Genomic DNA, 19,240 nt, shown 5'->3' on the forward strand with positions numbered 1-19,240 from the left:
TTCCTTCCGCCCGTGTCCGCGGGCGGTCGTCGGTGTCCGTCGCGCCGCTCGGCCGACGGCACGCGTTCAGGGGGCTCCATGGCGCACGCGATCGATTCCCTTCCGGCTGCCCACGACGGGGTGCCGAAGGGTCTCCGGGAACTCGGCGGCGGGGGTGACGGCGACGGTGCCGCACCCCGGCTGACCGTGCTCGTACCAACCCGCGACGAACAGGAGAGCGTTCCACTGCTGCTGGCCCGGCTCGGGCCGGCCCTCGCCCCGCTCGGGGCCGAGATCCTCTTCGTGGACGACAGCGACGACGGGACCGTCGAGGAGATGGCGGCGCTCGCGCCGGGCTGCCCCGTCCCGGTCCTGGTCCTGCACCGCCCGCCCGGCCTGCGTGCGGGCGGTCTGTCGGGAGCCGTGGTGGCCGGGATCCGGGCCGCGCGCGGCACCTGGGTGCTGGTCATGGACGCGGATCTGCAGCATCCGCCGCAGGCGGCCGCGCTGCTGGCCAGGACGGCGATGCGGGAGGGCGTCGACATCGCCGTCGGCACCCGGTACGCCGGTGCCGGACAGTCCGAGGGACTCGCGGGCGCCGGGCGGCAGGCGACGTCGTCGTCCGCGACCCGGCTGGTCAAGGCCGCCTTCCCGCGCCGGCTGGCCACCGTGAGCGATCCGCTCAGCGGACTGTTCGCGTTCCGCCGGGACGCGATCGACGTCGAGCGGCTGCGACCGGTCGGCTTCAAGATCCTTCTGGAGATCCTGGCACGGCATCCTGCCGCCCGGGTCGCCGAGGTGGCGTACACCTTCGCACCCCGCGAGGCGGGCCGGTCCAAGGCCTCGCTGCGGGAGGGGCTCGCCTTCGTGCGGCATGTCGCGCGGCTGCGTCGCGGAGTGGCGGGCGGACAGCGGCAGATGATGCGGATGGTCTCCTTCGGGCTGGTCGGGCTGTCCGGTGTCGCGGTCAACACGGCCGCGCTGTGGCTGTTCTTCGACGTGCTCGGAGTTCACCATCTGCTGGGTGCGGCGCTCGCGACGCAGTTCTCCACCGCCTGGAACTTCCTCCTCACCGATGCCGCCGTCTACCGGCACGGGCAGCGCAAGGGCGCCTGGTACGGGCGGGCAGGCCGCTTCTTCGCGATGAACAACCTGCTCCTGATCGCCCGGCTGCCGCTGTTGCAGTGGCTCGTGGTGGCCGGTGTGGGTGTACTCACCGCGAACGCCCTCACGCTCGTCCTGCTCTTCGTCCTGCGTTTCCTGATCAGCGACCGCATGATCTACAGCGGCGGCGAAAGGAAGGTCCAGCGGCGCGATCCCGTGAAGATGCTCGTCGACGCCGATGCTGCGACCGCACCGGTGAGCAGGAAGCGGTCCGTGTACCTGCCGTACCGTTACGACGTCGCCGGCACGGTCACCATCGGCTCCCAGATCCGGCTGCCGGAGCTGGAGTTCTTCCGGGCGCAGTGGATTCCGGACGGCGACGTCGACATCGCCGTGCGCGTGGGCGACGTCGGCCGGCGCAGGCCGCGCGGGCGGGCCGCGCTGACCGAGGACCACAGCGACACGGCGGCGCTGCGCTACGAGGAGCACCTGGGCCGGTTCGGGGCGAACTTCCGGGTACGGCTGGGTCCGCCGATCACGGTCGAGGTCGGTCCGCTGCTGGCCCGCTCACCGCACGTCGTGTACACGAACGTCGTCGAGGCACTGCTGCGCTTCGTGCTGATCTCGCGCGGGCGGATGCTGCTGCACTCCGCGTGCGTGGAGCTCGACGGGCGCGGGGTGATGCTGTCGGCACTGACCGACACCGGCAAGACCGCGACCGTACTGCGACTGCTGCGGGAGCACGGCGGGCGGTTCCTGTCCGACGACATGACCGTCGTGGACGCGACCGGAGGGGCCGTCTGCTTCCCGAAGCCGCTCACCATCAGCGCGCACACGCTGCGCGCCGTGCAGGCCGAGGACCTGACGCGGAAGGAGTGGCGGCGGCTGAACCTCCAGTCGCGGCTGCACTCCAAGGGCGGGCGGTCCATCGCCCTGATGCTGTCCCGCTTCAACCTGCCCATCATGGGCATCAACGCGATCACCCAGATCCTGGTGCCGCCGCCGAAGTACAGCGTCGACCGGCTGGTGCCCTGCCGGCTGGGGTCCAGCACCGAGGTGCGGGACCTGTTCATCATCGAGCGCGGTGCGCCCGACCTGTACGACCTCGACGCCGACGTGGCGCTGGAGCGGATGCTGGTCAACACCGAGGACGCGTACGGCTTCCCGCCCTACCGCTACCTCGCGCCCGCGCTGCGCATCGACGGTCTGGACCATGCCGAACTGCGGGCCCGGGAGCGGGAGATCCTCACCGGGTTCCTGTCCGGTGTGCGTACCAGGGTGCTCGCCTCGGACTGCTTCGGGTGGGCCGACGAGATACCCCGGCTGCTGGCCGGAGAGGAGCGGCAGGTGACCGTGCGTGCCGCCGAGGCCTGGCCCCGGTGGGGGCTACAGCCCAGGCGCAGCCCGGCCGCGTGACCGTCACCCAGCGAGCATCCCGCACCGCCCCGGCGCCGGCCCCCTCCGGCGCCGGGGTGCGGGCTGCCGCGCCACTTGCCGCCGTACTGCTGCTCGCGGCCTTCCTGCGGCTGTGGCACCTGACCGCGACCGGCTTCAACAGCGACGAGGCGGTGTACACGGGGACGGCGGCCTCGCTCGCCGGCGACGGTCGACTCGGGTCGCTCTTCCCGGTGTTCAGGGCACATCCGGTGCTCTTCCAGTCGCTGGTGTCGCTCGCGCTGCGCGTCCACGAGAGCGACTTCTCGGCGCGTGCGGTGCCGGCGCTGCTCGGGGTGGCGACGGTGGCGGTGACGTACGGGCTGGGGCGGCGGCTGTACGGGCGGCGGGCCGCGCTCGTCGGAGCGCTGCTGCTGGCCGTGATGCCGTACCACGTCGTAGTCAGCCGCCAGGTGCTGCTGGACGCGCCAATGACGCTGTGCGCGACGGGTGCGCTGTACTGCGTGGTGCGGTACGCCGAATCGCCGTCCCCGCGCTGGCTGTTGGCGGCCGGGGGCATGCTCGGCTTCACGGTGCTCGCGAAGGAGACGTCGATCGTCTTCCTGGGTTCGCTGTACGCGTTCTTCGCGCTGACCCCGGCCGTACGCACCCGCTGGCGGCACCTGCTGCCGGCGCTGGGTGTGATCGGCGTGGTGGCGGTGGCCCATCCGCTGTCGCAACTGCTGGCCGGGCATGCGCGGGCGGGCGGGAGCTACCTGCTGTGGCAGATGTTCCGGCGCGCCAACCACCCCTATTCCTTCTACGGCCGTGAAGTCCCGTGGGCCGTGGGCCCGTTGGTGATCGTGGCGGCCGTCGCGGGGCTGGTGTGGCTGCGGCGCGAGAACACCTGGAGGGAGCGGCTGCTGGCGTGCTGGGTCGTGGTGCCCGCGCTGTTCTTCACGGTGTGGCCGGTCAAGGGGTTCCAGTATCTGCTGCCCGTGGCACCGGTGTTCGCCGTGCTGGCCGGGCGGACGCTCACCTCGTTCTCCCGGTGGGGACGCCCGCGGCGGATCGCGGCGGCCGCGGCTGTCTGGCTGGTCGTGGCCTCGCTCGCGGCGCCGTCCTGGCTGCGCATCCAGCCGCAGACGAGCACCCGGTTCCTGGCCGGGACCGGCGGGCTGCCCGGCGGGCGGGAGGCGGGGCTGTGGGTGCGCGAGCACGCGCCGGAGGGCTCACGGCTGCTGGCCATCGGCCCGTCGATGGCCAACGTCGTGCAGTACTACGGGTTCTGTCCGGTCTCCGCCCTGTCCGTCTCGCCCGACCCGGCGCGCCGCAATCCCAGCTACCGGGCGGTCCCCAACCCGGACCGGGCCCTGAGGGACGGCGACTTCCAGTACCTGGTATGGGACGCGTACACGGCTGAACGCACACCATTCTTCACCGCCAAGCTGGAGCGACTGGTGGGGAGTTACCACGGGACGGCGGTGTTCACGGCGCGCAACCGGGGCGGGGTGAAGGTGGTCGTGATCTACCGGGTGAGGGTGTCATGAGGGTGCTCCTGGTGGCACTGATCCTGCTGGTGACCGCCAGCGGGACGGCGACGGCGTCAACTCCGCATCCCCGCACGCCGATTGAGCACTTCGTCTATCTCATGCAGGGCGACCGCACCTTCGACCACTACTTCGGCACCTATCCGGGAGCCGACGGACTGACGGCGGACATGCGCCAGCCGCTCGACCCGGCGCACCCCAACGCGGGCCTGGTTTCGCCGTATCCGCTGCATGGCTCGCCGCCCCTGTCGCCCGGGGCAGGGCCGCGCCTGGTGCGGCAGCAGTACGACGGCGGCCGGATGGACGCCTTCGTGGCGGCCTTCGAGCGGCAGGGCCGGGACGGGCGCATGGCCATGGGCCACTACGACCGTCGCGACCTGCCCTTCTACTGGAACGCCGCCGACCGTTACGGACTCTTCGACCACTTCTTCGCCTCCTCGCTCGACGGAACCCGCGCCAACCGGGCCCACTGGGTCACCGGCACGCCCGATCTGACCGGGCCCACCGTTTTCGACCGGCTCCAGGAGGCGGGGGTGAGCTGGAAGTTCTACGTCCAGAACTACGAACCGAAGCAGACCTACCGCTCCTCCGGCACCCTGACCACCCAGACCGTGCGCGTCCCGCTCCTCGACATCCCGCGCTTCGTCGACGACCGCACGCTGAACTCGCACATCGTCGATCTCGGCCAGTACTACCGGGACCTGGACCGCGGCACGCTGCCCTCGGTGGCGTTCATCGCGTCGTCGGGCGCGGGCGAGCGGTCCTCTCGTTCCGTACCGGCCGGGCAGCGACTGGTGCGGGAGCTCACCTCGCAACTGATGGTCAGTCAGTACTGGTCGTCGTCCGCGCTGTTGTGGTCGTACGACGGTTCCGGGGGCTGGTACGACCATGTGCGGCCGCCGGCCGGGCGGGGACTGCGGGTGCCGGCGCTGCTGGTCAGCCCGTACGTGGCACGGGGGAAGGTGCAGCACGAGCCCTACGAGGCGGCCAGTGCGCTGCGGTTCGTGACGGACAACTGGGGGCTGCGACCGCTGGGCGGCCGTGCGGCGCGGGCGCGCAGCCTCGCCGGCGCCTTCGACTTCTCGGCACCGCCCCGGCGGGCCGAGCTGATTCCCGGGGGCGTGCGGGAGGCGGCGCTTCCGGTGGGGCGGCGTCCGCCGCCGGCGCCCGTGTACGCGGTGTACGGCGGGGCGTCACTGCTGGTGGCGGGGTTGCTGTGGGGGGCGGTGCGGCCGAAGTGGCGTATGTCATGAGGTGGTTGATGTTGGCCGGGGTGGTGCTCGGGGGGCTGGCGCCGAGTCCGGCGGCGGCCGTCACGACGGTCACCCTCACCGTGCGGACCACTCCCCAACTGACCGGCGTGCGCTTCGCGTTCGACGGGCAGAGCGCCGTCACGGGGGCCGACGGGACGGCGCGCTTCATCGGCGCGCATGACTTCGCCGGACACAGGCTGACCGTCGTCGACCATCAACTGGCCCGGAAAGCAAGGAAGTTCACCTTCGCTCGGTGGGCCGGGCAGCGCGATCCCGACCAGGCGTTCCGGCGTACGGTGCAGGGCCTGCCGCTGCGCCGGGACTACACGGTCACGGCTGCGTTCACGGCCCGCTTCCGGGTGGCGGTGCGCTGCGTCGACCAGGACGGTCGCGCCGTACCGCGTGAGCGGGTGCCGTACGTGACCGTGCGCAGTGACACCGGGCACACCCAGCGGATGCCGGTGGGCCGACCGGTGTGGCTGGACGGACTGCTGCCGGTGTACCGCAAGAGCGTACTGACGTCTCGACGGGTCGGGTACGCACTGCAGTCGGCGGACTCGTACGGGACGAACACGGTGGACGCCGGGCGGCAGCGGTTCGAGCCGGCGTCCGACCAGGACGTCGTGTTCACCACGCCGTTCCACGATCTGACGGTGTCGGCACGGGACGCGGTCTTCGGGTCGGCCGCCGGGCGGTCGGCGCGGGTGACGCTCCCGGACGGTTCGGTGCGCGAGATGCCGTTCGGTGCGGACGGGGCAGCGACACTGCGGGATCTGCCGCACGGGCAGTACCAGGTGGAGGTCACCGGCGGCCGCGGGTTGCGGGCCGTGCAGCAGGTCCGGCTGTCCCGGACGCAGAGCATGCGGGTCCGGGTGGTCAGCCGGGCCGATCTGGCGGTGGCGACGGGCACCATGGGCGTGCTGGCGGCCGGGTTGCTGGTGATCGGGCGGCGGATGCGCCGGCGGCGGGGTGGTGAGCAGGGGTGAGAAGGGCGGGGCTGCTGGTCGCGCTTGTACTGGCCGTGGCCGGGCTGTTCCCCGCGTCCGCGGGCTCGGCCGAGGGACACCGGGTGCCGCTGCTGGCGTACTACTACCAGTGGTTCGAGCCGTCGTCCTGGCAGCGGGCCAAGACCGACTACCCCCGCCTCGGCCACTATTCGAGCGACGACGCCTCCGTGATCCGTACGCATGTCGACTGGGCGCGGTCGGCGGGCATCGACGGCTTCGTGGTGAGCTGGAAGTCCTCGGCCGTCAACAACCGCCGTCTGCGGCTGCTGTTGGACGTCGCGCGGACGCGTGACTTCAAGGTGGCGGTCATCTACCAGGGGCTCGACTTCCACCGTCGTCCCCTCGCGACGGACCGGGTAGCCGCCGACTTCCGTCTGCTGTCCGCCCGTTACGCGCGCGACCCGGCCTTCTTCCGGCTCGGCGGCAGGCCGCTGACGGTGTTCAGCGGCACCTGGGAGTACTCGACCGCCGATATCGGGCGGATCACCGGTCCGGTGCGCAGACGGATGCTGGTGCTCGGCACGGAGAAGAATCCGGCGGGTATCCGCAGGCTGGCGCATGTCACCGACGGTGACGCCTACTACTGGTCGTCGGTCAACCCCGGCACCAACAACCGGCACGAGACCAAGCTGCGCGAGATGGCCGACACCGCGCACCGGGCGCACGGCTACTGGATGGCGCCCTTCGCGCCCGGCTTCGACGCCCGGCTGGTGGGCGGCACGAAGTCGGTGCCGCGGGACGGCGGCCGGACACTGCGCACCGAGTACGCCGCCGCCGTGGCCTCGGGCCCGGACGTGCTCGGGCTGATCAGCTGGAACGAGTTCAGCGAGAACTCATACGTGGAGCCGTCCGTCCGGCACGGCACGCAGGCCCTGGACGTTCTGCGGAGGTTGCGCGGCGTTCCCGGCTCGGCCTCGCCAACGGTGCCCTCCGTCGGAGCCGCCCGTCATGACCCGCTCGGCTACTGGCCGGGCCTGCTGCGCATCACCGGCAGCGCGCTGCTGCTGGTGGGCGCGGTCACGGCCCTGGCCAGGCTGCGCGGGATCAGGATGAGAAAGGAAGGAAGAACATGATCACGAGACTCTCCTCCCCGCACGGCAGACTCTCTCTGCGCAATATCCGCGGCGCCGTGTTCGCCCTCGTCCTGGGGGCGGGCACGGCGCTGTCGTTCGCCCCGGCGGCGCACGCCGATCTGCCTGGCGTGGAGCCCCAGTTGACGCGCGCCCCCTATCTTTCGGACGCTGCGGCGACCTCCATCCAGGTGAGCTGGGCGACCACGACCCAGAGCCGCGGTTCGGTCCACTACGGCCCAGCTGGCAACTGCTTGGCGAACACGGCGACTTCGGCGACGCTGGGCAGTCCGATCACCGTCGGCTCAACCCGCGAGTACGCCAACTCGGTGACCCTGACGCGGCTGGGCGCGAGCACGGCCTACTGCTACCGGGTCTACACGGCATCCGGTACCGACCTGCTAGGCACCCTGCCGACCCCGAGCTTCACCACGCCCGAATCCGCGGGCTCCACGGCGCCCTTCACCTTCGACGTGCTCGGCGACACCGGCGAAACCACGAACGCCGGGGTCGATGACGGCTCGGTGAACGTGAACCAGGCCAACGTGATGAGCCGTATCGCGTCGAGCGATGCGCGGTTCGTCGTGCAGACGGGCGACAACACGCATCCGGGAACCTCGCAGACCCAGTACGGCGACCTCAACCAGACAGGCCCGGACGTGAGTTCGTGGTTCGGGCCGTCGTACTGGACCCAACCGGGCATGCGCATCCCGCTCATCGGCACCGTCGGCAACCACAGCATGACGAACACGTATCTGCAGGTGTGGAGGCAGTCGGCGCTGGCGGCGGCGTCCGGCGGAGCGTGGGCGCCGGTCGACTATCCGTCGTACCTGGGCTCGAGCGCGATCACCTATCCGACGACGTACTACGCCTTCACCACCGGCGGGGTCCGCTTCTACCTGCTCGACACGGCGTGGGGGAACTCCAACACCGGTGCCGCCACGGGTGGTTCGTGCGGCTCGCACTGTGCGATCTACGAGCAGGACGTGCACGCCCACTGGCAGGACGGATCCGCCGAGTACGAATGGCTGAAGGCCGACCTCGCCGCGCATCCCGGCGTGCCCAAGTTCGCCTTTTTCCACTTCCCGCTGCGCTCCGACAGCGCGAGCGAGCCGAGTGACACCTTCCTCGCGAACGTCGAGCAGACTCTGGTGAACGGTGGCGTGGACCTCGTGTTCAACGGTCACTCGCACCTGTATCAGCGCAACACCGCGGGGCCCGGCCGGATCGCCTCGTACGTCACCGGGGGCGGCGGCGCGGACGTACACTCCGTCGGCGAGAACGGCTGCTCGGCGACGGACGCGTATGGCATCGGCTGGTCCTACAGCCGTGACCGCGGCTCGGCTTGCGGAGCCGCCGCCGTGCCGACGGACGACGCGCAGGTTTATCACTTCCTGAAGGTGACCGTCGACGGCACGTCCGTCACCGTCGCGCCGACCGACTCTCTCGGGCAGACCTTCGACGTGCAGACCTACACGGTCACTCCGTGACCCGCTCGTCCGCCAGCAGCATCTGCAGGGCGCGTACGAGTGTGGCCGCCGTTTCCTCGTCGAGTGCGGCGAGGAAACGGCGCTCGGCGGACCGCCGCGCCTTCTCCCCCTGCCGCAGGCACTCCTCGCCGGCGGGCGTGAGCTCAACGATGTTCTTGCGCCGGTCCTGCGGGCTGCGCCGGCGCCGTACGAGGCCTTGGTCCTCGAGGCCGTCGACGAGCGACACCATCGTGGTGCGGTCGACCGCGAGCCGCCCGGCCGCCTCGACCTGCGACAGCGGCTCGTCGCCGGAGAGCACGACGAGCACGGCCAGCTCATGCCCGTCCACGCCGTACGGAGCCAGTGCCTCGGCCGACGCGCGGGCCAGCTTGGCCTGGGCGTGCTTGAGGAGGTAGCCGAGCCGGGATTCGAGGGGAGCGGGTCTCGCGTCGCCTGTTGCCATGCCCTGACTGTAATGGGGACTGATCGTCAGTATCGCTGATGATTTAGTAGGCTGACGATCATGACCACTGTGCGCTTCGGCATCAAGACCACCCCCATGCATGTGCCGTACGAGGACCTCCGCCGTGTCTGGCTGGAGGCCGACACCGTGCCGGAGATCGACGACGCCTGGCTGTGGGATCACCTGCTGCCGGTCGCCGGCCCCAAGGACGGGCAGATACACGAGGGCTGGACCCTGCTCTCCGCGCTCGCCGCGCAGACCGGGCGGCTGCGGCTCGGGCTGCTCGTGACCAGCAACCGGATCCGTCCGCCCGCGCTGCTGGGCAAGATGGCCTCCACGGTGGACGTGATCTCCGGCGGGCGGCTGGTGATGGGGCTCGGGGTCGGGGGAACGCACCAGCCGCCGGGCGCGGGTGGGATCGCGGGAGAGAATCCGGCGATCGCCGAGTACGAGGCGTACGGGTTGACGCTGGTCCCGCCTGCCGAGGGTGTCGCGCGGCTGGCGGAGACGGTCGAGATCCTGAAGCTGATGTGGACGCAGGACGTCTTCGACTACGAGGGCCGCCACTTCCGCCTCAAGGGCACGCACAACGAACCCAAGCCCGTGCAGCGCCCCGGTCCCCCGCTGCTGATCGGCGGCTGGGGCACACGGCTGCTGCGGCTGGTCGCCGAACACGCCGACATCTGGAACGTCCCCGGTCCCCCGCACAACAGTGTGGAGTTCGTCGCCGAGCGCGCCCGGGTGCTGGACGCACACTGCGCCGAACTCGGGCGCGACCCGGCCGAGATCACGCGTTCCGTGCAGGTCCTGGTGTCGTACGACGACCCGGCGGCGACGCGGGCGACGGTGGCCGCGCTGGTCGACGCCGGGGTGAACCATGTCGTACTGAGTCTGCCGCGTCCCTATCCGCAAGGAGTGGTGCGGTGGTTGGTGGACGAGGTGATCGCCGAGTGGCGCCCACGGGACGCGGACACGAGGGACGCGGGTACGGGGGACGGAGGTACGGGGGACGCCACCCGGCCGTCCGTCACGGCATGAGGTGGTAGTCCGGGAAGTTCCCGGGCAGCCGCTCCCCCGCGGGCCCCTGCGTCACGGCGCGCACCAGGAGCTCACCGCCGACGAACGCCCCGCGCCAGGACGCCCCGAAGCCGCCGAAGAGCTCGTCCCGGTCGCCTCGGGAGCGCGGTTTTCCGTGGCCGACCTTGAACGCGCGGATCTGCGGCGCCAGCCGGTCGAACGTGGCCCGGTCGTCGGTGGAGAGGGTGGCCACCAGTGCCCCGTTGGAGGCGTTCATCGCGGCCAGCAGCTCCGCCTCCGTGTCGACCAGGACGATGGTGTCGACCGGACCGAACGGCTCCGCGTGGTGCAGCGGGGACGAGGGTGGCGGGTTCAGGAGGGTGACCGGCTGGACGTACGCCGAGGTGTCCTGGCCGGGCAGGAAGCGGGCGTCGGCCTCGCTGCCGCGGTGCAGCGGCACGGCGCCGCGGTCGATGGCCTCGGTGACCTGGTCACGCAGTTCCTTGGCCTTGGCGGCGTTGACGAGCGGGCCGAAGTCCAGCTCCGGGCAGGGGTCCTCGGGCCGATCAACGGCGAGCGGGTGGCCGACCCTGAGCGTGCGGACCGCGGGCAGGTACGCCGCCAGGAAGTCGTCGAACAGCTGCCGCTGGACGACGAAGCGCGGGTACGCCGTGCAGCGCTGCTTGCCGTAGTCGAAGAGCTTCGGGATCACGGCCGCGAGCGCGTCCCAGTCCGAGTGGTTCCAGATGCCCCAGGTGTTGAGTCCTTCCTGTTCGAGTACGTGTCGTTTGCCGAGGTCGGCGACGGCCGTGGCCACCGCCGCACCGGTGTCGCGTCCGCCGACGAAGGAGACGCAGCCGATCTCGGGCGCCCGTACGAGCGCCTGGGACAGCTCGCTCCCGCTGCCGCTGACGAGGGTGGCGGGAATCCCCTCGCGGGCGGCGAGCGCGCAGGCCAGGGTGAGACAGGCGAGGCCGCCGTCGGTCGGGGTCTTGGCGATCACCGCGTTGCCCGCCAGTGCCTGGACCAGCATGGCGTGAACGAGCACGCTCATCGGATAGTTCCAGCTCGCGATGTTGGACACCGGGCCGTCCAGCGGGGCCCGGCCGGCCAGCATCGGCTCGATGCCGTCGACGTACCAGCGCACGCCGTCGATCGCCCGGTCGACGTCGGCCTGGGCGAGCCGCCAGGGCTTGCCGATCTCCCAGACGAGCAGCAGGGCGAGCAGTTCGCGGTGTTCGGTGAGGGCGTCGAGGGTGGCCGCGACGCGGGCGCGGCGTTCGTCGAGGGGGACGTACCGCCAGGCCCGGTGTTCGTCGAGCGCCGCGCGCACGGCCCGGTGGGCGGTGTCGCCGTCCAGACGGGGCGGGCCGGCGATGGGGCTGCCGTCGACGGGGCTGGTGGCGGGCAGCGCCCGGCCGTCGGCCTGCCAGGTGGCGTTCCAGAGGTTGAGGACGCGGTCGTCCCGGAAGGCCTCGGGGGCCACGGCCAGGCAGCGTTGCCAGGCGTCGGTCCAGGACGTGCCTGATTTGAGGGTGAGGGTGGTTGCCATCGGGTTGCTCCGCTCTCGGTGCACAGTCGGGGGCGGGGATGCGTGGCTCAGCTCAACTATGAGGGACCGGGGGCCGGTCTTCGAGGCGGGCGAGGACGAGTTTCGCCGTCTCGGTCGGTGTGCTTCCCACACCCACCCCGACCGCCTCCAGCGCCTCCTTCTTCGCCCGCGCGGTGCCGGAGGAGCCGGACACGATGGCTCCCGCGTGCCCCATCGTCCTGCCCTCGGGGGCGGTGAACCCGGCGATGTAGCCGACGACGGGCTTGGTGACGTGTTCGCGGATGTACGCGGCCGCGCGTTCCTCCGCGTCGCCGCCGATCTCGCCGATGAGCACGACGAGTTCGGTGTCGGGGTCGTCCTGGAAGGCGGCGAGGCAGTCGATGTGTGTCGTGCCCACCACCGGGTCGCCGCCGATGCCGACGCAGGTCGAGAAGCCGATGTCCCGGAGTTCGTACATGAGTTGGTAGGTCAGCGTGCCGGACTTGGAGACCAGGCCGATGCGGCCGGGTTTGGTGATGTCGGACGGGATGATGCCCGCGTTGGACTGACCCGGCGTGATCAGGCCGGGGCAGTTGGGGCCGATGATCCGCGTGCCCTTCGACCTCGCGTACGCGGTGAAGGCGACGGAGTCGTGGACCGGGATGCCCTCGGTGATGACGACCGCGAGGCCGATGCCCGCGTCGGCGGCCTCGACGACGGCCGCTTTGGCGAAGGCCGGTGGGACGAAGACGACGGTGACGTCGGCGCCGGTGGCGTGGACGCCCTCGGCGACGGAGCCGAAGACGGGGACGGCCCGCTCGTCGAAGTCGACGGTGCGGCCCGCCTTGCGGGGGTTGACGCCGCCGACGACGTTCGTGCCGGCGGCGAGCATGCGCCGGGTGTGCTTCATGCCCTCGCCGCCGGTCATGCCCTGGACGAGGACCTTGCTCTCCTTGGTGAGGTAGATGGCCATGTCGGGCTCCTTCAGCCGGCGGTGGCGAGTCGGGCGGCACGACGCGCGGCGCCGTCCATGGTGGTTGCCTGCTGCACCAGAGGATGCGCGCGTTCGTCGAGGATGGCTCGGCCCCGGGTCGCGTTGTTGCCGTCGAGCCGCACGACCAGCGGCTTGGTCAACCGCACACTGTCCAGGGCCTGTACGATCCCGTCCGCCACCGCGTCGCAGGCGGTGATGCCGCCGAAGACGTTGACGAAGACCGACTTCACGTCCGGGTCCGAGAGGATCACGGACAGACCGTCGGCCATGATCCCGGCGGACGCCCCGCCGCCGATGTCGAGGAAGTTGGCGGGCCGGGCGCCGCACCCGGCGACCACGTCGAGGGTCGACATGACAAGTCCCGCGCCGTTGCCGATGATGCCGACCTCGCCGTCGAGCTTGACGTAGTTGAGGCCCTTCGCGGCGGCCGCCGCCTCCAGCGCGTCGCCGTGCTCCACCTCCCCGGCGCCCCAACCGGACTGCCGGAAGCGGGCGTTGTCGTCGAGGGTGACCTTGCCGTCGAGGGCGAGGATCTGCCCCTGCGCGGTCCGCACGAGCGGGTTCACCTCGACGAGCAGCGCGTCCTCGCGGACGAGCACATCCCACAGCCGTACGAGGACGTCCACCGTCTGCGGCGGCAGCCCCGCCGCCTCGGCGATCTCGCTCGCCTTCGCCGAGGTGACGCCCTCGGCCGGGTCGACGGGAATGCGGGCGACGGCCTCCGGGCGACTGGCCGCGACCTCCTCGATCTCCATGCCGCCCTCGGCGGAGGCGATGGCGAGGAAGCCGCCCGCCACGCGGTCGAGGACGTACGAGACGTAGAACTCGCTGTCGATGTCGACGGGTTGGGCCAGCATCACCGTGCCGACGGTGTGGCCCTTGATGTCCATTCCGAGGATCTGACGCGCGGTCAGCTCCGCCGCGGCCGGGTCCGCGGCGAACTTCACCCCGCCCGCCTTGCCGCGCCCCCCGGTCTTCACCTGCGCTTTGACCACCACTCGGCCACCGAGCCTGCGGGCGATCCCGCGTGCCTGTTTGGGCGAGTCGGTGACCTCGGCCCTCGGCACCACGATGCCGTGTTCCTCGAAGAGTTCCCTTGCCTGGTGCTCGAACAGGTCCATTCCGGCTCCTGACTCAAAAGTGCCGCACGCCCCCTGGACACCACCCACCGGATGCGGGATAACAAGGTTCATACAGTATTCGTCGACTGTATGCAATGTACCGCGAGAGCGTTCCAACCCCCTACGAAGGGACAGGACTTCGCCATGCCCGACGACACCCAGGACGTGATTTCCGGCGGTCACCTCGTCGCCAAGGCGCTCAAGGCCGAGGGGGTCGACCGCATCTACACGTTGTGCGGCGGCCACATCATCGACATCTACGACGGCTGCGTCGACGAGGGCATCGAGGTCGTCGACGTACGACACGAACAGGTCGCCGCCCACGCCGCCGACGGCTACGCGCGCATCGCCGGCAGGCCCGGCTGCGCCGTCGTCACCGCCGGTCCGGGCACGACCGACGCCGTCACCGGTGTGGCCAACGCCTTCCGCGCGGAGTCCCCCATGCTGCTGATCGGCGGTCAGGGGGCCCTCGCCCAGCACAAGATGGGGTCACTGCAGGACCTGCCGCACGTCGACATGATGACGCCGATCACCAAGTTCGCGGCGGCGGTGCCGGACACGGCCCGCGCGGCTGACATGGTGTCGATGGCGTTCCGCGAGTGCTACCACGGTGCGCCCGGCCCCTCCTTCCTGGAGATCCCGCGCGACGTCCTCGACGCCAGGGTGCCGGTGTCGAAGGCACGCGTGCCGAAGGCCGGTGCCTACCGGGCCTCGACGCGCTCGGCAGGTGATCCCGAGGCGATCGAAAAGCTCGCGGACCTGCTGGTGCACGCCGAGAAGCCGGCCATCCTGCTGGGCAGCCAGGTGTGGACGACCCGCGGCACCGAGGCCGCCGTCGACCTTGTACGCACCCTCAACATCCCGGCGTACATGAACGGCGCCGGCCGCGGCACCCTCCCGCCAGGCGACCCGCACCACTTCCAACTGTCGCGCCGGTACGCCTTCTCCAACGCGGACGTCATCGTCATCGTCGGTACGCCGTTCGACTTCCGCATGGGCTACGGCAAGCGGCTCTCGCCGGACGCGACCGTCGTTCAGATCGACCTCGACTACCGCACGGTGGGCAAGAACCGCGACATCGACCTCGGGATCGTCGGCGACGCGGGGCTCGTGCTGAAGTCGGTCGCCGAGGCCGCCTCCGGGCGCCTCAACGGCGGGGCCGCCAAGCGCAAGGAGTGGCTCGACGAGCTGCGCGCCGCCGAGCAGACCGCCCTCGAGAAGCGGCTGCCGAGCCTGAAGTCGGACGCCTCACCGATCCACCCGTACCGCCTGGTCAGCGAGATCAACGACTTCCTGACCGAGGACTCGATCTACATCGGCGACGGCGGCGACATCGTCACCTTCTCCGGGCAGGTCGTGCAGCCCAAGTCGCCGGGCCACTGGATGGATCCGGGGCCGCTGGGCACCCTGGGCGTCGGTGTCCCCTTCGTGCTCGCCGCCAAGCAGGCGCGGCCCGACAAGGAAGTGGTGGCCCTCTTCGGTGACGGCGCCTTCTCCCTCACCGGCTGGGACTTCGAGACCCTCGTCCGCTACGACCTCCCCTTCGTCGGCATCGTCGGCAACAACTCCTCGATGAACCAGATCCGTTACGGCCAGGCCCAGAAGTACGGCCTGGAGCGCGAGCGGGTCGGCAACACGCTCGGCGACGTCCACTACGACAAGTTCGCCCAGATGCTGGGCGGTCACGGCGAGGAGGTGCGCGACCCCGCCGACATCGGCCCCGCCCTGCGCCGCGCCCGTGAGTCGGGCAAGCCGTCGCTGATCAACGTCTGGGTCGACCCGGACGCGTACGCCCCCGGAACCATGAACCAGACGATGTACAAGTGAGGTGAACGCCCGTGACCACCAAGGCACTTGAGGGCATCCGCGTCCTCGACATGACCCATGTCCAGTCCGGGCCCTCCGCGACCCAGCTACTGGCCTGGCTCGGCGCCGACGTCGTCAAGCTGGAGGCGCCGAGCGGTGACATCACCCGCAAGCAGCTACGCGATCTGCCGGACGTCGACTCCCTCTACTTCACGATGCTCAACTGCAACAAGCGGAGCATCACCCTCAACACCAAGACCGAGCGCGGCAAGGAGATCCTCACCGAGCTGATCCGGCGCTCGGACGTCATGGTCGAGAACTTCGGACCGGGCGCGGTCGACCGCATGGGCTTCACCTGGGACCGCATCCAGGAGATCAATCCGCGGATCATCTATGCCTCCATCAAGGGGTTCGGGGACGGCCCGTACACCAACTTCAAGGCGTACGAGGTCGTCGCGCAGGCCATGGGCGGGTCGATGTCGACAACCGGTTTCGAGGACGGGCCGCCGCTGGCGACGGGGGCCCAGATCGGGGACTCGGGCACGGGTGTCCACGCCGTGGCGGGGATACTCGCGGCGCTGTTCCAGCGCGAGCACACCGGGCGCGGTCAGCGGGTGAACGTGGCCATGCAGCACGCTGTGCTCAACCTCTGCCGGGTGAAGCTGCGCGATCAGCAGCGCCTGGCCCACGGCCCGCTCGCTGAATATCCCAACGACGACTTCGGGACGGAAGTTCCCAGGTCCGGAAATGCTTCCGGCGGCGGCCAGCCGGGCTGGGCGGTCAAGTGCGCGCCGGGCGGCCCGAACGACTACGTGTACGTCATCGTGCAGCCCGTCGGCTGGAAGCCCCTCAGCGAGCTCATCGGCCGGCCCGAGCTTGCCGAGGACCCCGAGTGGGCGACGCCGGAGGCCCGTCTCCCCAAGCTCAACAAGATGTTCCAGCTGATCGAGGAGTGGTCCTCGACGCTGCCCAAGTGGGAGGTGCTGGAGCGGCTCAACGCCCACAACATCCCGTGCGGGCCGATCCTGTCCACGAAGGAGATCATCGAGGACGACTCGCTGGTCGCCAACGAGATGGTGGTCACCGTCCCGCACCCCGAGCGCGGCGAGTTCACCACCGTGGGCAGCCCGCTGAAGCTGTCCGACTCCCCCGTCGAGGTGACCAGTTCACCGCTGCTCGGCGAGCACAACGAAGAGGTCTACGTCGGCGAGCTCGGCCTCGGCGACGAGGAGCTGCGCCTGCTCAAGTCGAACGGAGTGATCTGACGTGATGGCCGAAGACCGGGTGCTGAGGGTGCGGTCGCTCCTCGACGCTGTGCGGGCCGAGGGGCGGACCGCGCTCACCGCACCCGAGGGCAAGGTGATCGCCGACGCGTACGGGATCGCGGTACCGGGTGAGGAGGTCGCCACCGACGTGGACGAGGCGGTCGCGTACGCGGCGCGTTTCGGCCGGCCCGTGGTGATGAAGATCGTCTCGCCGGACATCCTCCACAAGACCGACGCCGGCGGCGTGGTCGTCGGCGTCGAGGGCGCCGGGGACGTACGGGCGGCGTTCCACGAGATCATCGACAACGCACGCGCGTACGACGCGCACGCGCGGATCGAGGGTGTTCAGATCCAGGAACTGCTGCCCAAGGGGCAGGAGGTCATCGTCGGCGCGGTGACGGATCCGACCTTCGGGAAAGTCGTCGCCTTCGGGCTCGGCGGCGTTCTCGTCGAGGTCCTCAAGGACGTCACGTTCAGGCTGGCGCCGGTGAGTGCCGACGAGGCGCTGTCCATGCTGGACTCGATCCGGTCCGCGGAGATCCTGCGCGGGGTGCGCGGTCGGGCGGGCGTGGACCGGTGGGCGATCGCGGAGCAGATCCGACGGGTGTCCCAACTGGTCGCGGACTTCCCGGAGATCGCGGAGGTCGACCTCAACCCGGTGATCGCGACTCCGGAGGGCGCGGTCGCCGCCGACATCCGCGTGATCCTCGCCGAGAAGCAGCCACCGCCGCGCCGCAGGTACACGCGCAAGGAGATCCTCACCTCGATGCGGCGGCTGATGCAGCCCGCGTCGGTCACCGTGATCGGTGCCTCCAACGAGCAGGGCAAGATCGGCAATTCGGTGATGCGCAACCTCATCGACGGCGGCTTCGCCGGAGAGATCCATCCGGTGAACCCCAAGGCCGATGACATTCTGGGCCGCAAGGCGTACAAGAGTGTCACGGACGTTCCCGGTGAGGTGGATGTGGCGGTCTTCGCGATCCCCGCCAAGTTCGTGGCCTCGGCGCTGGAGGAGGTGGGTCGCAAGAACATCCCCAACGCCGTGTTGATCCCCTCCGGGTTCGCGGAGACGGGCGAGCACGAACTCCAGGAGGAGATCGTGGCGATCGCCGAGCGGTACGGCATCCGCCTCCTCGGACCGAACATCTACGGCTACTACTCGACGTGGCAGGACCTGTGCGCCACGTTCTGCACGCCGTACGACGTCAAGGGCGGGGTGGCGCTGACCTCGCAGTCCGGCGGCATCGGGATGGCGATCCTGGGCTTCGCCCGCACCACGAAGACGGGTGTGTCGGCGATCGTCGGCCTGGGCAACAAGTCGGACCTGGACGAGGACGACCTGCTGACCTGGTTCGGCGAGGACCCGCACACCGAGTGCATCGCGATGCACCTGGAGGACCTCAAGGACGGGCGCGCCTTCGTGGAGGCCGCGCGGGCGACCGTACCGAAGAAGCCTGTCGTGGTCCTGAAGGCGGGCCGTACGGCGGCGGGCGCGAAGGCAGCGGGGTCGCACACCGGTGCGCTCGCGGGCGACGACGCCGTGTACGACGACCTCCTGAAGCAGGCCGGTGTCATCCGGGCGCCCGGTCTGAACGAGATGCTCGAGTACGCGCGCGCGTTGCCGGTGCTTCCCGCCCCCAAGGGCGACAACGTCGTGATCATCACCGGGGCCGGCGGCAGCGGCGTACTGCTGTCCGACGCAGTGACCGACAACGGGCTGTCCCTGATGGAGATCCCGCCGGACCTGGACGAGGCGTTCCGGAAGTTCATCCCGCCCTTCGGGGCCGCGGGCAACCCGGTCGACATCACCGGGGGCGAGCCGCCGTCGACGTACGAGGCGACGATCCGGCTCGGTCTGGAGGACCCGCGCATCCACGCGCTCGTCCTCGGCTACTGGCACACCATCGTGACTCCCCCGATGGTCTTCGCCGAGCTCACCGCGCGCGTGGTGGCCGAATTCCGCGAACGGGGCATCGAGAAGCCCGTGGTGGCCTCGCTCGCGGGCGACGTCGAGGTCGAGGAGGCCTGCCAATACCTCTACGAGCGCGGGGTCGTGGCGTACCCGTACACGACCGAGAAGCCGGTGGCCGTGCTCGGGGCGAAGTACCGCTGGGCGCGGGCCGCGGGTTTGCTGGGGGGCGGTTCATGAGGTGACCCACGCGCGGGGCCGGCCGACAGTGCGGTCGGCCGGCCCCGGGACCCGTGCGCACACGAAAGGCATTGGACAGGGGGCGCTG

General features: G+C 70.6%; 14 protein-coding genes. 10 read left to right on the plus strand and 4 right to left on the minus strand.

Going from position 1 to position 19,240, the window contains the following annotated elements; all coding sequences use genetic code 11:
* Positions 1-78: 78 nt before the first annotated feature.
* Genes ABZZ74_RS00485 through ABZZ74_RS00510 form a run of 6 tightly spaced genes read left to right on the plus strand, consistent with a single transcriptional unit; the run spans position 79 to position 8,827 of the window.
* The gene (locus ABZZ74_RS00485; protein WP_356760631.1) at positions 79-2,499 is read left to right on the plus strand and encodes a glycosyltransferase; all 2,421 of its coding nucleotides are present in this window, start codon (positions 79-81) and stop codon (positions 2,497-2,499) included.
* The gene (locus tag ABZZ74_RS00490) at positions 2,496-4,007 is read left to right on the plus strand and encodes a glycosyltransferase family 39 protein (protein ID WP_356760633.1); all 1,512 of its coding nucleotides are present in this window, start codon (positions 2,496-2,498) and stop codon (positions 4,005-4,007) included. The genes ABZZ74_RS00485 and ABZZ74_RS00490 overlap by 4 nt, the downstream gene beginning before the upstream one ends.
* Positions 4,004-5,260 (plus strand): alkaline phosphatase family protein, encoded by a 1,257-nt coding sequence (locus ABZZ74_RS00495; protein WP_356760635.1) that lies wholly within the window; start codon positions 4,004-4,006, stop codon positions 5,258-5,260. The genes ABZZ74_RS00490 and ABZZ74_RS00495 overlap by 4 nt, the downstream gene beginning before the upstream one ends.
* Positions 5,261-5,268: 8 nt before the next feature.
* Positions 5,269-6,246: a hypothetical protein gene (locus ABZZ74_RS00500; protein ID WP_356760637.1), complete on the plus strand. Its 978-nt coding sequence runs from the start codon at positions 5,269-5,271 to the stop codon at positions 6,244-6,246.
* Complete coding sequence (locus ABZZ74_RS00505) at positions 6,243-7,340, plus strand: endo-1,3-alpha-glucanase family glycosylhydrolase (protein WP_356760638.1); 1,098 nt, start codon at positions 6,243-6,245, stop codon at positions 7,338-7,340. The genes ABZZ74_RS00500 and ABZZ74_RS00505 overlap by 4 nt, the downstream gene beginning before the upstream one ends.
* On the plus strand, positions 7,337-8,827 hold the full coding sequence (locus tag ABZZ74_RS00510; protein WP_356760639.1) for a fibronectin type III domain-containing protein: 1,491 nt from the start codon (positions 7,337-7,339) through the stop codon (positions 8,825-8,827). Before ABZZ74_RS00505 ends, ABZZ74_RS00510 begins: the two co-directional genes overlap by 4 nt.
* On the opposite strand, the gene ABZZ74_RS00515 is transcribed toward ABZZ74_RS00510, so the two are convergent.
* Positions 8,817-9,269: a MarR family winged helix-turn-helix transcriptional regulator gene (locus ABZZ74_RS00515; protein ID WP_356760640.1), complete on the minus strand. Its 453-nt coding sequence runs from the start codon at positions 9,267-9,269 to the stop codon at positions 8,817-8,819. The two genes, ABZZ74_RS00510 and ABZZ74_RS00515, sit on opposite strands and share 11 nt — an antisense overlap.
* Before the next feature lie 60 nt (positions 9,270-9,329).
* Between ABZZ74_RS00515 and ABZZ74_RS00520 the strand changes: the two genes are divergently transcribed.
* Positions 9,330-10,307 (plus strand): LLM class flavin-dependent oxidoreductase, encoded by a 978-nt coding sequence (locus tag ABZZ74_RS00520; protein WP_356760642.1) that lies wholly within the window; start codon positions 9,330-9,332, stop codon positions 10,305-10,307.
* Here ABZZ74_RS00520 and ABZZ74_RS00525 read toward each other — a convergent pair.
* The 3 genes from ABZZ74_RS00525 to sucC are packed head-to-tail and all read right to left on the minus strand — an operon-like array spanning position 10,297 to position 13,932.
* The gene (locus ABZZ74_RS00525) at positions 10,297-11,838 is read right to left on the minus strand and encodes an aldehyde dehydrogenase family protein (protein ID WP_356760644.1); all 1,542 of its coding nucleotides are present in this window, start codon (positions 11,836-11,838) and stop codon (positions 10,297-10,299) included. The two genes, ABZZ74_RS00520 and ABZZ74_RS00525, sit on opposite strands and share 11 nt — an antisense overlap.
* Positions 11,839-11,890: 52 nt before the next feature.
* On the minus strand, positions 11,891-12,790 hold the full coding sequence (gene sucD, locus ABZZ74_RS00530; protein ID WP_356760645.1) for a succinate--CoA ligase subunit alpha: 900 nt from the start codon (positions 12,788-12,790) through the stop codon (positions 11,891-11,893).
* 11 nt (positions 12,791-12,801) lie between these two features.
* On the minus strand, positions 12,802-13,932 hold the full coding sequence (gene sucC / locus ABZZ74_RS00535) for an ADP-forming succinate--CoA ligase subunit beta (protein ID WP_356760647.1): 1,131 nt from the start codon (positions 13,930-13,932) through the stop codon (positions 12,802-12,804).
* Between the two features lie 144 nt (positions 13,933-14,076).
* On the opposite strand from sucC, the gene ABZZ74_RS00540 reads away from it, so the two are divergent.
* Genes ABZZ74_RS00540 through ABZZ74_RS00550 form a run of 3 tightly spaced genes read left to right on the plus strand, consistent with a single transcriptional unit; the run spans position 14,077 to position 19,152 of the window.
* Positions 14,077-15,759 (plus strand): thiamine pyrophosphate-binding protein, encoded by a 1,683-nt coding sequence (locus tag ABZZ74_RS00540; protein ID WP_356760648.1) that lies wholly within the window; start codon positions 14,077-14,079, stop codon positions 15,757-15,759.
* A gap of 11 nt (positions 15,760-15,770) precedes the next feature.
* Complete coding sequence (gene frc / locus ABZZ74_RS00545; protein ID WP_356760650.1) at positions 15,771-17,003, plus strand: formyl-CoA transferase; 1,233 nt, start codon at positions 15,771-15,773, stop codon at positions 17,001-17,003.
* 4 nt (positions 17,004-17,007) lie between these two features.
* Positions 17,008-19,152 (plus strand): acetate--CoA ligase family protein, encoded by a 2,145-nt coding sequence (locus ABZZ74_RS00550; protein WP_356761089.1) that lies wholly within the window; start codon positions 17,008-17,010, stop codon positions 19,150-19,152.
* The last annotated feature ends 88 nt before the right edge of the window (positions 19,153-19,240 follow it).

Source organism: Streptomyces sp. NPDC006476 (assembly GCF_040612015.1).
Classification (GTDB): domain Bacteria; phylum Actinomycetota; class Actinomycetes; order Streptomycetales; family Streptomycetaceae; genus Streptomyces; species Streptomyces griseorubiginosus_B.

What these genes read in the sequence shown, in the direction of transcription:
- ABZZ74_RS00485 (WP_356760631.1), top strand. Translation starts at nt 79, where the DNA reads ATGGCGCACGCGATCGATTCCCTTCCGGCTGCCCACGACGGGGTGCCG.
- ABZZ74_RS00495 (WP_356760635.1), top strand. Translation starts at nt 4,004, where the DNA reads ATGAGGGTGCTCCTGGTGGCACTGATCCTGCTGGTGACCGCCAGCGGG.
- ABZZ74_RS00500 (WP_356760637.1), top strand. Translation starts at nt 5,269, where the DNA reads ATGTTGGCCGGGGTGGTGCTCGGGGGGCTGGCGCCGAGTCCGGCGGCG.
- ABZZ74_RS00510 (WP_356760639.1), top strand. Translation starts at nt 7,337, where the DNA reads ATGATCACGAGACTCTCCTCCCCGCACGGCAGACTCTCTCTGCGCAAT.
- ABZZ74_RS00515 (WP_356760640.1), bottom strand. Translation starts at nt 9,269, where the DNA reads ATGGCAACAGGCGACGCGAGACCCGCTCCCCTCGAATCCCGGCTCGGC.
- ABZZ74_RS00520 (WP_356760642.1), top strand. Translation starts at nt 9,330, where the DNA reads ATGACCACTGTGCGCTTCGGCATCAAGACCACCCCCATGCATGTGCCG.
- ABZZ74_RS00525 (WP_356760644.1), bottom strand. Translation starts at nt 11,838, where the DNA reads ATGGCAACCACCCTCACCCTCAAATCAGGCACGTCCTGGACCGACGCC.
- sucD (WP_356760645.1), bottom strand. Translation starts at nt 12,790, where the DNA reads ATGGCCATCTACCTCACCAAGGAGAGCAAGGTCCTCGTCCAGGGCATG.
- sucC (WP_356760647.1), bottom strand. Translation starts at nt 13,932, where the DNA reads ATGGACCTGTTCGAGCACCAGGCAAGGGAACTCTTCGAGGAACACGGC.
- ABZZ74_RS00540 (WP_356760648.1), top strand. Translation starts at nt 14,077, where the DNA reads ATGCCCGACGACACCCAGGACGTGATTTCCGGCGGTCACCTCGTCGCC.
- ABZZ74_RS00550 (WP_356761089.1), top strand. Translation starts at nt 17,008, where the DNA reads ATGGCCGAAGACCGGGTGCTGAGGGTGCGGTCGCTCCTCGACGCTGTG.